At 53.2% G+C, this 14,939-nt stretch carries 11 protein-coding genes and 1 pseudogene; 11 read left to right on the forward strand and 1 reads right to left on the reverse strand.

Features of this window, described 5'->3' with window-relative positions:
• Window positions 1–70 precede the first annotated feature (70 nt).
• Window positions 71–3,549 (reverse strand): annotated as a pseudogene (gene mfd, locus P3339_RS09930) (transcription-repair coupling factor).
• A 301-nt stretch (window positions 3,550–3,850) separates the two neighbouring features.
• Here mfd and P3339_RS09935 point away from each other — a divergent pair.
• The 11 genes from P3339_RS09935 (at window position 3,851) to P3339_RS09985 (ending at window position 14,868) form a co-directional block, all read left to right on the forward strand.
• A complete protein-coding gene (locus P3339_RS09935) occupies window positions 3,851–5,314 on the forward strand; it encodes a glyceraldehyde-3-phosphate dehydrogenase (RefSeq protein WP_040628710.1) in 1,464 nt (487 codons plus the stop codon).
• Window positions 5,315–5,708: 394 nt separating this feature from the next.
• A complete protein-coding gene (locus P3339_RS09940; protein WP_026305059.1) occupies window positions 5,709–7,049 on the forward strand; it encodes a Na(+)-translocating NADH-quinone reductase subunit A in 1,341 nt (446 codons plus the stop codon).
• 2 nt (window positions 7,050–7,051) lie between these two features.
• Window positions 7,052–8,263, forward strand: a complete 1,212-nt coding sequence (locus P3339_RS09945; RefSeq protein WP_020413089.1) for an NADH:ubiquinone reductase (Na(+)-transporting) subunit B — start codon at window positions 7,052–7,054, stop codon at window positions 8,261–8,263.
• Complete coding sequence (locus P3339_RS09950) at window positions 8,256–9,038, forward strand: Na(+)-translocating NADH-quinone reductase subunit C (protein ID WP_020413088.1); 783 nt, start codon at window positions 8,256–8,258, stop codon at window positions 9,036–9,038. The genes P3339_RS09945 and P3339_RS09950 overlap by 8 nt, the downstream gene beginning before the upstream one ends.
• A 2-nt stretch (window positions 9,039–9,040) precedes the next feature.
• The gene (locus P3339_RS09955; protein WP_020413087.1) at window positions 9,041–9,697 is read left to right on the forward strand and encodes an NADH:ubiquinone reductase (Na(+)-transporting) subunit D; all 657 of its coding nucleotides are present in this window, start codon (window positions 9,041–9,043) and stop codon (window positions 9,695–9,697) included.
• 3 nt (window positions 9,698–9,700) lie between these two features.
• Entirely contained in the window at window positions 9,701–10,309 is a 609-nt protein-coding gene (gene nqrE, locus P3339_RS09960) for an NADH:ubiquinone reductase (Na(+)-transporting) subunit E (RefSeq protein ID WP_020413086.1), read from the forward strand.
• Window positions 10,310–10,326: 17 nt separating this feature from the next.
• Window positions 10,327–11,550, forward strand: a complete 1,224-nt coding sequence (gene nqrF, locus P3339_RS09965; protein WP_020413085.1) for an NADH:ubiquinone reductase (Na(+)-transporting) subunit F — start codon at window positions 10,327–10,329, stop codon at window positions 11,548–11,550.
• Window positions 11,551–11,564: 14 nt separating this feature from the next.
• Complete coding sequence (locus P3339_RS09970) at window positions 11,565–12,623, forward strand: FAD:protein FMN transferase (protein ID WP_282953264.1); 1,059 nt, start codon at window positions 11,565–11,567, stop codon at window positions 12,621–12,623.
• Window positions 12,623–12,865 (forward strand): (Na+)-NQR maturation NqrM, encoded by a 243-nt coding sequence (gene nqrM / locus P3339_RS09975; protein WP_020413083.1) that lies wholly within the window; start codon window positions 12,623–12,625, stop codon window positions 12,863–12,865. The genes P3339_RS09970 and nqrM overlap by 1 nt, the downstream gene beginning before the upstream one ends.
• Before the next feature lie 144 nt (window positions 12,866–13,009).
• Window positions 13,010–14,407: a Si-specific NAD(P)(+) transhydrogenase gene (gene sthA / locus P3339_RS09980; RefSeq protein ID WP_020413082.1), complete on the forward strand. Its 1,398-nt coding sequence runs from the start codon at window positions 13,010–13,012 to the stop codon at window positions 14,405–14,407.
• Window positions 14,404–14,868: a thioesterase family protein gene (locus P3339_RS09985; protein WP_020413081.1), complete on the forward strand. Its 465-nt coding sequence runs from the start codon at window positions 14,404–14,406 to the stop codon at window positions 14,866–14,868. The genes sthA and P3339_RS09985 overlap by 4 nt, the downstream gene beginning before the upstream one ends.
• The last annotated feature ends 71 nt before the right edge of the window (window positions 14,869–14,939 follow it).

Below are 14,939 nucleotides of genomic sequence, written 5' to 3' on the forward strand. Positions count from 1 at the left end.
TTGGTGTCGGTAATTTTGGCAGCAGGAATTGCTGGTGTCGATCGATCACCTCACTGGCTGCGAGATATTATCATTGCGCTAGCCGCTCCAAAACTTCATTGATTTCCTGCAGCTTGCGATCTGGACCTTCCTCATCAAGGCTGAAGTTTAGTTGGTTGGCGCCTGCCAATTGATAGCGGCCAGGTTGGGTTTGAACCAGCTTTACCAGGGTGAGAGGGTCTACCTGGGTTGTGTCAGCAAACTCTATTCTGCCGCGGGCGGCAGAGGCTTCCAGCTTGCGAATGCCCATTTTATCCGCCTTCAGTTTGATTTCAGTGGTGCGGAACAGGTGCTTTACCGACTCCGGCAGCAGGCCAAAACGATCTATCATCTCTACTTGCAGCTCCTTGAGTTGTTGGCGATCGACAGCGTTGGCAATGCGCTTGTACATCATCAGGCGGCCGTGCACATCGGGTAGGTAGTCTTCAGGGATGAGTGCCGGCACTCGCAGATTGACATCAACCGCAGGAGACTCCAGAGGTTCATCGATATTGGGTGTGCGCCCCTCGCGAATTGCCTTTACTGCTCGGTCGAGCATCTCCATATACAGGTTGAAGCCTACACTTTGGATCTGCCCGCTCTGTTCTTCGCCAAGTAGCTCACCGGCACCGCGAATTTCCAGATCGTGAGTGGCCAGAGTAAAGCCTGCCCCCAGATCCTGGGCTTCACTGATTGCTTCCAGTCGCTTTACAGCATCGCTGGTCATGGAGCGCTTGTTGGGTGTCAACAGGTAAGCGTAGGCCTGGTGGTGGGAGCGTCCTACTCGGCCGCGCAGCTGATGAAGCTGAGCCAGCCCGAACTTATCTGCGCGCTCAATCAGGATGGTATTGGCGGTGGGGACGTCGATACCGGTCTCAATTATGGTGGTACACACCAGCACGTTAAAGCGTTTGTGGTAGAAGTCACTCATGACCTGTTCCAGCTCGCGCTCGCGCATTTGCCCGTGGCCAATACCGATACGCGCTTCAGGAATCAGCTCTTGCAGTTCCCGGGCAATACGCTCGATGCTCTTGACTTCGTTGTGCAGGAAATATACCTGACCACCACGCAGAATTTCCCGGAGTATGGCCTCCTTTACCAGGGCGTCATCGCGCTCACGTACAAAGGTCTTTACCGATAGGCGGCGCGCCGGAGGAGTGGCAATCACCGAGAGGTCGCGAATACCGGCCATTGCCATATTTAAAGTGCGAGGAATTGGTGTGGCAGTCAGGTTGAGAATATCGACTTCTGCACGCAAACTCTTGAGGCGTTCTTTCTGGCGTACGCCAAAGCGGTGTTCTTCATCAATAATCAGCAGTCCCAGATTTTTAAAGTCCAGGTCACTCTGTAGCAGCTTATGGGTGCCGACCAGGATGTCCACTTTGCCACTGGCTACTTTTTCTTTCACGCTGTCCACTTCCTTGCCTGATCGGAAGCGTGAGATCACTTCAATATTGATAGGCCAGTCTGCAAATCGGTCCTGGAAAGATTGAAAATGCTGCTGAGCGAGTAGGGTCGTTGGTACCAGCATGGCCACTTGCTTGCCTGCATGAGCGGCGACAAATGCCGCACGCATGGCGACTTCGGTTTTGCCAAAGCCCACGTCGCCACAGACCAATCGGTCCATGGGTTTCTTCGACAGCATATCGCCAATCACGGATTCAATGGCCTGCTGCTGGTCTGGCGTTTCCTCGAAAGGGAAGGCCGCAGAGAACTCTCGGTAAGCCAGCTTGGGATCGGCAAAGGCATGGCCGACACGTGCCTCCCGGCGAGCGTAAATATCCAGGAGTTCGGCGGCGGCATCGCGCACTTTTTCAGCGGCTTTGCGCTTGGCTTTCTGCCACTGTTCACTGCCCATTTTGTGTAATGGAGCCAGGGCTTCATCAGCGCCAGAGTAGCGGCTGATCAGATGCAGGCTGGCTACGGGCACATAGAGCCTGGCCTCATTGGCATACTCCAAGGTTAGGAATTCAGCGGGTTGGCCGTCGATCTCCAGGTGTTGCAAGCCGCGATAGCGACCCACGCCATGATCAATATGTACTACCGGGGCGCCTATACGCAGTTCCGCCAGGTTTTTAACTGCATTGTCTGCGTCGTCCTTAGCTTTCTTGCGGCGACGCTGCTGTAGTACCCGTTCGCCGAATAGCTGCGGTTCAGCGATTAAATTAATGGAGGGGTCAGTAAGTAGCAGCCCTTGGTCAAGGGGGCGACGGTGATGCCGATGGCTTCATCGCTGTGCAGGAACGCCTCCCAGCTGGCAAAGGCTGGGGGAGCCAGGCGAATGCCTTTGAGGAGTTCCAGCAATGCCTCACGGCGCCCGCCACTTTCCGCGCAGAAAAGCACCCGCCCAGAGCATTCCATCAGGTAGCTTTCCAGAGCTGCCATGGGTTGTTCAGCTTTACCATCTACGGGTAGGGTCGGCGGTACCAGGGTGGCAAAATTGTAGTTGCCCTGACTATTCGGCAGAGTATCGGTGGAGAAAATGGCTCTCGGCATGGACTTGAGGGCACCGTTGAATTCATCCACATCGAGCAGGATCTGACGGGGTTGTAGTATAGGGCGAGTCAGGTCGCCGCAGCGGCTCTCATAGCGATTGCTGACCTCACGCCAGAAGCTTTCTATTGCTGCTTGGATATCCCCCTGAATGAATGCTTGGCTGTTCTCGGGAAGGTAGTCGAAGAGGTTCGCGCATTTATTATCGAAGAATAGCGGCAGGTAGTATTCAATACCCGCTGGGGCTATGCCCGCGCTGATATCCTGGTAGATAGGTACCAGGCTGGGGTCGGCCTGGAATTGCTCATGCCAGTTCTGCAGGAAGCCGGAAAGTCCGGCTTTGTGCATGGGAAATTCCCGCGCGGGGAGCAGATGAATCGTTTCCACTTTGTCCACAGTGCGCTGGGTTTCTGGGTCAAAAGTACGCAAGGATTCGATTTCATCGTCAAACAAATCGATGCGATAGGGCAGCGGGCTGCCCATGGGAAATATATCCATTAAGGAGCCGCGCACGGCAAATTCACCATGCTCATAAACGGTGTCCACGCAGTGATAGCCCGCCTGCTCCAATAAGCGCCGCTGGATGTCGATATCAAATTGTTGCCCCTCGCTCAGGATCAGGGCGTTGCCGGCAACATAGTCGCACGGGGGTAGGCGGTGCATCAGGGTACTTACCGGCACTATCACAATGCCGCTGCCCATTTTGGGCATTCGATAAAGGGTGGCAAGGCGGTCGGAAATGATGTCCTGGTGGGGTGAGAAAGTATCGTAGGGAAGTATCTCCCAGTCAGGGAAATGAAAGATCTCAAGTGGCTGTTCCGGGCCGTCATCTCGCTGAGGTTTGTTAAAAAATTTCAATTGCACCTCTAATCGGTGCGCCTCAAGGCTATCTCCAGTGATCAGCAGTGTCGGGGATTTGCTGTTGCGAGCTGCGTTTAATACGGCGAGCGCGGCCGCTGCGCCATGCAGCTGCCCCCAGAATTGCCGGTCATTGCTGTTGAGAAACTTTGGTGGAGTCAGGGGCTGTATATCGGTCATCTTTCCTTATATATCCGCGCTTTCATCTGCTGTAGTGCCAGGGGCGGCTATTGTAGCCGTGAAAGGGTCTGGCTGCAGTCTATGTTAACCGTGCCTGTGCTTTGGGTTGCGAACGGCTACGCTTTTTTTGATATTGCACTACATCCGGCAGCGGGCTAGCGAAAAGGTAGTTTTACTACATTTTTTTGACTTTTTTTGCCCAGTTGCGTAGGCATAGGTGAATACTGATAATGCGCAGCCACATGGCCCTGGTGAGGTATCAGGCCGTGATTTCCTGCCTATTAATATTTTGCAGAGGTGTCTGACAGTGACTCAGAAGCGACCGAAGCCCGCGGACTTTTTCAAGGACTGGAAGCAGCGTGAAGCGCTGGCCGAATCCATGATCCCGATGATCGGAAAGCTCAACCGCGAGCAAAACGTCGGTATTTATATGTACGGCCGCAACCTGGTAAATCGCTCAGTTCTGAGCATTATGAAAGCGCACCGTTTCGTGCGTCAGGTTGAGGAGAATGAACTCTCCGAGTTTGAAACCTTCCCTGTGTTGGAAGCTATCTGCAAATTGGACCTGGGTCCTGTACACATTGACCTGGGAACCCTGACCAATAAATTTATGCGCGACGATCGCAATCTGTCTGTAGACGATTTCGTGCGTGAGGAACTGGCGGATGCCAGTGGTGCTGGCAAGCCTTTGCCTGAGCCCAAGGATGTAGTGATCTACGGCTTTGGCCGTATCGGTCGCTTGGTTGCTCGTTTGCTGGTTGACAAAGCTGGCAGCGGCGACGTCCTGCGCCTGCGCGCAATCGTGTTGCGTAAGGGCAAGGCCCCGAATGATCTGGTGAAGCGCGCCTCCCTGCTGCGTCGCGATTCCGTACACGGCGCCTTCCAGGGCACTATCCGCGTGGATGAGGAGACAAGCTCCTTGATCTGCAACGGTAATGAGATCAAGGTCATCTATGCCAACTCTCCGCAGGAGGTGGATTACACCGAGCACGGCATTAACGATGCAATCATCGTGGATAGCACCGGTGTATGGCGTGACGAAGATGGCCTGAGTCAGCACCTGGAAAGCCCAGGTGCTTCCAAAGTGATCCTGACCGCTCCGGGTAAAGGCGATATCAAGAATATCGTTTACGGCATCAACAACGGTGACATCAAGCCAGAAGACAAGATCCTTTCCGCAGCATCCTGTACCACTAACGCTATCGTGCCGGTACTGAAGGCTATGATGGACGGCTACGGTGTTGAGCATGGCCACGTGGAAACCGTGCATGCATATACCAATGACCAGAACCTGATCGACAACTACCACAAGGGTGAGCGTCGCGGTCGCGCAGCTGCGTTGAATATGGTTCTGACTGAGACCGGCGCTGCCAAAGCTGTCGCCAAGGCGCTGCCAGAGCTAAAGGGCAAGCTCACTGGTAATGCGATTCGTGTTCCGACCCCGAACGTTTCCATGGCGATCCTCAACCTGAATTTGGGCAAAGAGGCCACCAAGGAAGAGCTGAATGAGTACATGCGCGAAGTGGCTCTGCACTCTCCGCTGCGTCAGCAGATCGACTACACCAACTCTCCGGAAGTAGTGTCCAGCGATTTTGTTGGCTCCCGTCGTGCCTGCGTATTCGATTCCAATGCAACAATCGTTGACGGTAAGAATGCGGTGCTTTACTGCTGGTACGATAATGAGTTCGGTTACAGCTGTCAGGTGGTTCGCTGCCTGGAAGATATGGCCGGCGTTCGTTACGAGTTGTTCCCCAAGAAAGACTGAGGCGTCAGCTGAAAGTCTCCAGGTCGGTCTCAGGGGCCGGCCAGTGGGGTGAGGCGGCTCTCGTAGCCGTCCGCCCGGATCTCTCCAAATCCCTGTTTTTCCAGTAAAAATTTCTCAACTTAGTGTTAGTTAGAGACTTCCCAGGCTGGTAAAGCCTCTGTCCCATCTTTATAATGCGCGCGATTTTGCGGGGCGGCCGTGCGCCGAGAAGTTAGCGCGCACAACCTTTTAGTTAGCTTCCTTCCGCCCGGTCTACGGGTGAAACGGCATAAGCCCTCGCTACATGGAATTCCACAGTATGGCTCGCCAGTCTGGGATCGACTGTTTGTCAGTTTGAACCCGGAACGGTGGGCCGTATTGCAATTTTATAAACTAGAAACTTAGGCATAGGCGTATGAGAAAGATCCGTCGGGGATTGGACTTACCCATATCCGGCGCGCCCGAGCAGGTCATCCACAAAGGGCCTGCGATCAAGACCGTTGCTGTTCTCGGTCCCGATTATCACGGGATGAAACCGACAATGGCGGTGGCTGTAGGGGATCGCGTCAATCTTGGTCAGCTACTGTTCAGTGACAAAAAAACCGAAGGTGTGCGCTACACAGCGCCGGCCGCTGGTCGTATTGTTGCTATTAATCGCGGTGCCCGCCGTGTTCTGCAATCCGTTGTGATTGGCATTGACGGCGATGCAGCAGAACAGTTCCAAAGCTATAGCGCAGATAAACTGTCTGGTCTGACGCGCGAACAGGTCGTTGAGAACCTGGTTGAATCCGGTATGTGGACCGCACTGCGCACCCGCCCGTTCAGCCGCGTTCCCGCCCTGGACGCTAAACCGGAAGCGGTGTTTATCAATGCGATGGACACCAATCCTCTGGCTGCCAACCCAGAAGTGGTCATTGCCGAGAACCCCAAAGCCTTCTCTCAGGGCGTTGAGATTCTTTCCAAGCTGGCGGAAACCACTTACGTCTGTACCGCCCCTGATGCAGATATCCCCGTACCGAGCGCTGCGAATATTCGCCGCGAAGCTTTTGCCGGCCCCCATCCGGCAGGTCTGTCCGGTACCCATATCCACTACTTGAACCCGGTTTCCGGTTCTCGCAGTGTATTCACCATTAATTACCAGGATGTGATTGCCGTAGGCAAACTATTTGCCACCGGTAAACTGTTCACCGATCGCGTTGTTTCCCTGGCCGGCCCTCAAGTCAAGCAGCCGCGTCTTCTGCGCACTCGTCTCGGCGCCAGCCTGGAAACTTTGACTTCCGGTGAGTTGAAAGGTGATAACGACCGCGTTATTTCCGGCTCGGTATTTGGCGGTCGTACTGCTGAAGGTCCTTTGGGTTACCTGGGCCGTTACCACAACCAGATTTCTGTTCTGGAAGAGGGCGATGAGCGCCCATTCCTGCACTACCTGCGTGCCGGTAACAAGCGTTTCTCCGTATTCCCGATTTACCTCTCGCGCCTGTTCAAGAACAGGCTGTTCAATTTCACTACCAGTACCAACGGTTCCGAGCGTGCCATGGTACCGGTTGGCACTTATGAGAAGGTCATGCCGCTGGACGTACTGCCGACCCAGCTACTGCGCTCCCTGATCGTGGGTGATACCGCTATGGCCCAGAAACTGGGTGCTCTGGAGTTGGATGAGGAAGATCTGGCGCTGTGCACCTTTGTGTGTCCGGGCAAGTACGAATACGGCCCCATTTTGCGGGACAACCTGACCCGTATTGAGAAGGAGGGGTAAGTATGCTGCGTAAATTCCTCGATTCAATCGAACCAAAATTTCATAAAGGCGGTAAGTTCGAAAAGTTCTACGCCCTGTTTGAAGCGATTGACACCGGTCTGTTTCAGCCGGCAGACAAGACCAAAACTACTGCTCATGTGCGCGATGGTATCGACCTGAAGCGTATTATGATCACGGTTTGGGCTTGTGCGATGATCCCTGCCTTCTATGGTATGTGGAATATCGGCTTCCAGGCCAACACCATTCTCGAAGGTATGACCAATCCGGATCTGTCCGGCTGGCGCCACGCCATTATTGGTGCTTTGACCTCCTACAACCCAGCTAGCCTGTGGGACAACTTTGTCTACGGAGCCATGTACTTCCTGCCGATTTATGCGGTCACCTTTATTGTGGGTGGTATCTGGGAAGTGTTGTTCGCCGCTGTGCGCGGTCACGAAGTGAACGAAGGCTTCTTCGTAACCTCCATCCTGTTCGCCTTGACCTGTCCGCCGGATCTGCCTCTGTGGATGGTGGCTATGGGCATCAGCTTCGGTGTGGTTATCGGTAAGGAAGTATTCGGTGGTACCGGCAAGAACTTCCTCAACCCGGCTCTTACCGGCCGTGCCTTCGTATTCTTTGCCTATCCGGCAGCAATGTCTGGCGATGCAGTATGGACTGCGGTTGACGGCTATACCGGTGCTACTGCGCTGTCTGTTATGGCCAGCGAAGGTATCCAGAACGGTATCGTCAATGCTGCTGTTGGCCAGGTAACCTGGTTCGACGCTTTCTTCGGTCAGATCCATGGTTCCATTGGTGAAACTTCTACCCTGGCCATCCTGATTGCCGGCGTAATCCTGATGGGCATGAAGATCGCCAGCTGGCGCATCGTAGCCGGCACTCTGCTGGGCATGATGGCCACTGCGTTTATGTTCAACATGATCGGTTCCGAAACCAACCCAATGTTCCAGGTACCCTGGTACTGGCACCTGGTAGTGGGTGGTTTCGCCTTCGGTCTGATCTTTATGACCACTGACCCTGTATCTGCAGCGATGACCAATATCGGCCGCTGGTGGTACGGCATCCTGATTGGGGTGATGGTTGTCCTGATTCGTGTGGTGAACCCGGCCTTCCCGGAAGGCATGATGCTGGCGATCCTGTTCGCCAACCTGTTCGCTCCGCTGTTTGACCACTTTGTGGTGCAGTCCAATATCAAACGGAGGTTGGCACGTGGCTAATAAAGATTCCGTAACCGGTACTCTGATTGTCGCGCTGGTAATGTGCCTGGTGTGCTCCGTGGTGGTTTCCACTGCGGCGGTAATGCTGAAGCCTGCCCAGCAGGCGAATGCCGAGCTGGACATGAAGCGCAATGTACTGATGGCAGGGGGCCTGCTAAAGGATTCCCACGCTAGCAAAGCTGAGGTTGAGAAGGCCTTCGCGGATATTCAGATCAAATATGTTGACCTGAATACCGGCAAGTTCACCGATCAGGCTCCGGCTGGTGGTAGCGGTCGTGCCGCTTCCAAAATTGCCTCTGCCAGCGAGAAGCTGCCCGCTGATGAGGACACGGCCAAAATTATCCGTCGGGAAAATACTAAAGAGGTATACCTGGTAGAGAAAGACGGCAAGCTGGATAAGATCATTCTGCCTATCCGTGGTTACGGCCTATGGGGCACCCTGTATGGCTTTCTCGCACTCGAGAGCAATCTCGACACCGTAGCAGGCCTCGGCTTCTACGAGCATAAGGAAACTCCCGGACTCGGTGGCGAAGTGGACAATCCCAACTGGAAAGCCCAGTGGATTGGCAAAAAGGTCTTCGATACCGATGGCAACGTTGACATCAACGTGATCAAGGGACAGGTAAACCCTGACAGCCCAGATGCGATTCACGAAGTAGATGGTTTGTCTGGTGCGACTCTGACCAGTAAGGGTGTTGATAACCTGGTGAACTTCTGGTTGGGTAACCAGGGTTATGGTCCCTTCCTGAAAAACCTGAAAGCAGGGGAGGCATAAGCATGAAAATCAAAGAGACTCTGCTAGAGCCGATTTTTAACAACAACCCGATCGCGCTGCAGATCCTGGGTATCTGTTCTGCACTAGCTGTTACCAGCTCACTGCAGGTTACCCTGGTAATGTGTATCGCTCTGACCTCGGTTGTGGCCTGTTCCAACGTTGCGGTATCTCTGATCCGCAGCCAGATCCCGAACAGCATCCGTATCATTGTACAGATGACCGTGATTGCCTCCCTGGTAATCCTGGTTGACCAGCTGATCAAGGCCCTGGCTTACGACATCTCCAAGCAGCTGTCCGTATTCGTTGGCCTGATCATTACCAACTGTATCGTAATGGGCCGTGCGGAAGCCTTCGCTATGAAGAACCCGCCACTGCCCAGCTTTTTTGATGGTCTTGGAAACGGTCTGGGTTATAGCGTAATCCTGATCGGTCTCGCGGTAATCCGTGAACTCTTCGGTGCCGGTAAACTGTTTGGTGTGGATATCCTGACTACCGTGAGCAATGGTGGTTGGTACATCCCTAACGGCCTACTGTTATTGCCGCCGAGTGCATTCTTCCTGATCGGCTTGTTCATTTGGGCAATTCGCGCCTGGAAGCCTGCCCAGGTTGAGCAGGATGAGTTCAAGATTGCGCCTAATTCCCAAGCGCAGGAGGCCTAATCCGTGGAACATTATATTTCTTTGATTATCCGCGCCGTTTTCGTTGAAAACATGGCGTTGGCCTTCTTCCTCGGTATGTGTACCTTCCTGGCGGTATCGAAGAAGATTGAGGCCGCTATTGGCCTGGGTGTTGCGGTTATTGTGGTACTGACTTTGACAGTACCGGTGAACAACCTGATCTACACCTACCTGCTGAAAGACGGTGCGCTGGCCTGGGCCGGCTACCCCGACGTGGACCTGAGCTTCCTCGGCCTGCTGTCTTACATCGGCGTAATTGCAGCACTGGTTCAGATCCTGGAGATGTTCCTGGATAAATACGTACCGGCGCTCTACAACGCTTTGGGTGTATTCCTGCCGCTGATTACCGTGAACTGCGCCATCATGGGTGCCTCTCTGTTCATGGTTGAACGGGAATATGCGTTTGGTGAGAGTGTTGCCTATGGCTTCGGTGCTGGCCTCGGCTGGGCACTGGCGATTACCGCACTGGCCGGTATTCGTGAAAAGCTGAAGTACAGTGACGTACCGGATGGCCTGAAAGGCCTGGGTATCACCTTCGTAACCGTTGGTCTGATGTCCCTGGGCTTCATGTCCTTCGGCGGCATCGATATCTAAGCGGGGAAAACAATAGAATGAGTATTGAAATTATCCTCGGCGTAGCGATGTTTACCGTTATCGTACTGGCGCTGGTAGCGGTGATCCTTGCGGCCCGCTCGCGCCTGGTAAACACCGGCAACGTCAATATCCTGGTTAATGGTGAGAAGACTCTCACCGTACCGGCCGGCGGCAAGCTGCTGCAAACCCTGGCTGCTAACAACCTGTTCCTGGCCTCCGCCTGTGGTGGCGGCGGCAGCTGTGCGCAATGTGTATGTAAAGTGACTGCGGGTGGTGGTGATATGCTGCCCACCGAAGCGGCACACTTTACTCCGCGAGATGCAAAGGAAGGTAAGCGTCTTTCCTGTCAAGTTGCTGTTAAGCAGGATATGGAAATCGAAGTACCGGAAGAGGTATTTGGTGTGAAACAGTGGGAGTGCACTGTGGAATCCAATCCAAACGTAGCCACCTTTATTAAAGAGCTGACCCTGCGTCTGCCTGAAGGTGAAAACGTTGACTTCCGTGCGGGTGGTTACGTGCAGTTGGAGGCTCCGCCCCACCACGTAAAATTTGCTGACTTCGAAGTAGAAGACCAATACCGCGGTGACTGGGAGCATTTCGGCTTCTTCAAGCTGGAGTCCAAGGTTACTGAGCCTGTGGTACGTGCCTACTCTATGGCCAACTACCCGGAAGAGAAGGGTGTTGTTAAATTCAACATCCGTATCGCGACTCCGCCGCCGCGCACGGAAGGTGTGCCCCCTGGCCAGATGTCTTCCTACGTGTTCAGCCTCAAGCCGGGTGACAAGATCAAGGTATACGGACCCTTCGGTGAGTTCTTCGCCAAGGAAACCGATAACGAGATGGTCTTTATCGGTGGTGGTGCCGGTATGGCACCGATGCGTTCACACATCTTCGACCAGCTCAAGCGTTTGCACTCCAAGCGCAAGATCAGCTTCTGGTATGGCGCTCGCTCCCTGCGCGAAATGTTCTATGAAGATGACTACAACGGCCTGGCTTCTGAGTTTGACAATTTCCAGTGGCACGTGGCTCTGTCCGACCCACAACCTGAGGACAACTGGACTGGTTACACAGGATTCATTCACAACGTAGTGTATGAAAACTACCTGAAAGACCACCCGGCTCCGGAAGATTGTGAGTACTACATGTGTGGGCCGCCCATGATGAACGCCGCAGTAATCAATATGCTCAAAGACTTGGGCGTGGAGGATGAAAATATCCTCCTCGATGACTTCGGTGGTTAAACGGGGAGCTTAGTTTGCTAAACGCAATCAAAGCCCCGAAAAAAGCAAAAACAGGGCCCGTTCTTCCGGCCCTGTTTTTGCTTTGTGTGGCTGTAATTTTTTCTGCTTGTACACCGACACCTGAGAACTGGCAACTCAGTGGCCGCACCATGGGCACCACTTATCACATCACGGTTGTCGATGTTCCTCGAGGTGTTGGGCACAGCCAGTTGCAGACGCTAATCGATAGTGAGCTGCAACAGGTCAACCAGGAGATGTCCACTTACATCAATGATTCCGAGTTGATGCGTTTTAATCGCAGTCCTGTGGGTGAGGCCATTCCGGTTAGCGAACCGCTCGCCGATATTGTGCAGATGTCTCTGGATATCTATCGTCGCAGCGAAGGCGCCTTTGAGGTGACTGTGGGACCCCTGGTTAACTTGTGGGGATTTGGTCCCCAGCCAGAGCCCGAACTTATTCCCTCAGATTCGGATATTGCCCGTCTGCTAAAGGTCATCGGTTCCGATGCACTTGTGGTGGCGCGAGAGCCGAACACTATTACTCGTGAGCGCCCAGTGGAGATTGACCTGTCGGCCATCGCCAAAGGGCACGGCGTGGATCGGGTTGCGATGTTGTTGGAGCGGCAGGGAATTCTTAACTACCTGGTCGAAATCGGTGGTGAACTGCGTACCCTTGGTGTGAATCCAAAAGGTAAGGCTTGGCGAATTGGCATTGAGGCGCCTGACTCAACGGGGCAAATGGTTCAGGAATCAATTGCTGTGAGTGGTAAAGCAGTGGCCACCAGTGGTGATTATCGCAATTATTACGAGCGCGACGGGGTACGTTATGCGCATAGCATAGATCCGCGTACTGGTCGCCCGCTAAAGCACCGATTGGCGTCGGTGACTGTTATAGCGGATACCTGTGCTGAGGCAGATGGTTTGGCCACTGCACTGAATGTACTTGGGGCCGAAGCGGGAATGGCTTTGGCAGAGCGTGAAAAGCTGGCTGTCTTTATGCTGGTGAAAACTGACAAGGGGTTTGAAGAGCGGTATAGCGCTGCTTTTGCCCCTTACCTTGAGAGGTCTGAGTAGTGACAATATTTATATTTGCATTTGTTGCCATGCTACTGGTCGTTGCAGGGATGGCCCTTGGTGCCATGGTTCAAAACAAACCCCTGAAGGGTTCCTGTGGCGGGCTGAATAATATCGGCATGAAGCAGGACTGCACCATTTGTGGTGGCAACGATGACGAGTGCGAAAAAGAGCAAGAGCGCCAGCGCCAAAAAGGCATGGCTACTGAAGATCTCGCTTATGACGCAACCAAGCGCAAGTAAGCATCTTCCCTCCCAAGCCCGGGATCAACGGGCTTGTTGTTTTATGTCATTGGCATATTGTTGCTGATAATCGTAATTAAATAATGAGTGAGCAGCGCTCTCGCGTATCTCACTCCGTTTGGAAAACAGAATTTAGAGCATTTGATGGCAGAGCAAAAGTTTGATCTGGTTGTAATTGGTTCGGGCCCTGCAGGTGAGGCCGCCGCGATGAGTGCCGCTAAGAAGGGCATGCGCGCAGCAGTTATTGAAAAGCGCCAAGTAGTAGGTGGCAACTGTACTCATAAGGGCACTATTCCTTCCAAGGCCTTGCGCCATTCGGTCAAACAGCTGATGCGTTACAACACTCAAAGCGTGTTTCGCGCACTGGGTGAGCCTCGTCGCCTTACTTTCCCGCAGGTGATGCAAACGGTCAACAAGGTCATTTCCTACCAAGTGGAAATGCACACTTCTTTTTATGCGCGTAATCGTGTTGAGTTGATTGTTGGTGAAGCCAAATTCCGCGATGCTAACAGTGTGGAAGTGCAGCTGCCGGATGGTGCCACAGAAATTGTTACCGCAAAGAAATTTATTATTGCTACTGGCTCCCGTCCGTATCGCCCGGCAGATGTAAATTTTGGTCACGAGCGCGTCTACGATAGCGATATGATTTTGGATATGCAGCATACCCCGCATTCCATCATGATTTATGGTGCGGGAGTGATTGGCTGTGAATACGCCTCAATTTTCGCCGGCTTGGGTGTAAAGGTGGACCTGATTAATACCCGCAGCAGTTTGCTGGAATTTCTGGATGATGAAATCTCAGATGCATTGAGCTACCACTTGCGAGATATGGGCGTAACCGTTCGCCATCAGGAAGAGTATGCACAAGTACTGCCCAACGAGCAGGGCGTGATTATGGAGATGCAATCCGGTAAGCGTATCCACGCTGACGCATTGCTTTGGTGTAACGGCCGTACTGGTAATACCAACTCCTTAGGCCTGGAAAATGTTGGCCTAGAAGCCAATCACCGCGGCCAGCTAAGTGTTGATGACCATTACTGTACAGAAGTGGAAAATATTTACGCGGTAGGGGATGTGATTGGCTGGCCGAGCCTCGCTAGTGCTTCATATGACCAGGGGCGGGCTGTGGCGGCTGCCATTGCAGGGCGTGGTCACCGTGTAATCGAAGATGCACCTACAGGTATTTACACGCTTCCAGAAATTTCCTCGGTCGGTAAAACCGAATCTGAGCTGACTGCTGCTAAAGTACCCTATGAAGTCGGCCGTGCACTTTTCAAGCACACAGCACGTGCGCAGATCTCCGGTGAGCGGGTGGGTATGCTCAAAATCCTGTTCCATATTGAAACCCATGAAATTCTGGGTATTCACTGCTTTGGTGCTGAGGCTGCAGAAATTGTGCATATTGGCCAGGCCATAATGAAGCAGCCTTCACCGCATAATACGATTGATTATTTCGTAAACACCACCTTTAACTACCCCACCATGGCAGAAGCGTACCGCAGTGCTGCATTGGATGGGCTTAATCGGGTTGCACGACTATGACAGAGCCCTCACCACATGAGTTTCAGGAACTGGTGAAAGGGTTCTTTGAAAAGATTCCTTTTAACCAACAAATCGGACTTGAAATGCGCTCCCTGGACCTGGAGGCACTCACACTTTCAGCGGGGTTTGATCTGCGCCCGGAATTGATTGGCAATGTCTGGAAAAAAATTCTTCACGGTGGCGTAATCGCCACCGCCCTGGATACCGTCGGTGGTCTTACTGCTATGGTAGCCGCTTACCAGCGTATGGGTGACGTACATTGGAAGGAAAAAGCTGATCGCTTATCTAAGTTAGGTACCGTGGATATGCGTGTGGACTACCTAAAACCGGGCAGGGGAGAGCACTTCCTCTGTGAAGGTTCTATCCTACGTACAGGCAACAAGCTGGTAGTTGCACGTATGGAGCTAAGTAATGATAAGGAAGAGTTGATTGCTACTGGCACAGCAACCTTTTTATATTGAATGGCGGCTGAGCCAGAGATAGGTTTGGTCAACCAAGCTTTCTAGCCACTTATTCTTTTAAAGGACGCCTT

It is taken from the genome of Microbulbifer sp. MLAF003 (genome assembly GCF_030012965.1).
Classification (GTDB): Bacteria; Pseudomonadota; Gammaproteobacteria; order Pseudomonadales; family Cellvibrionaceae; genus Microbulbifer; species Microbulbifer variabilis.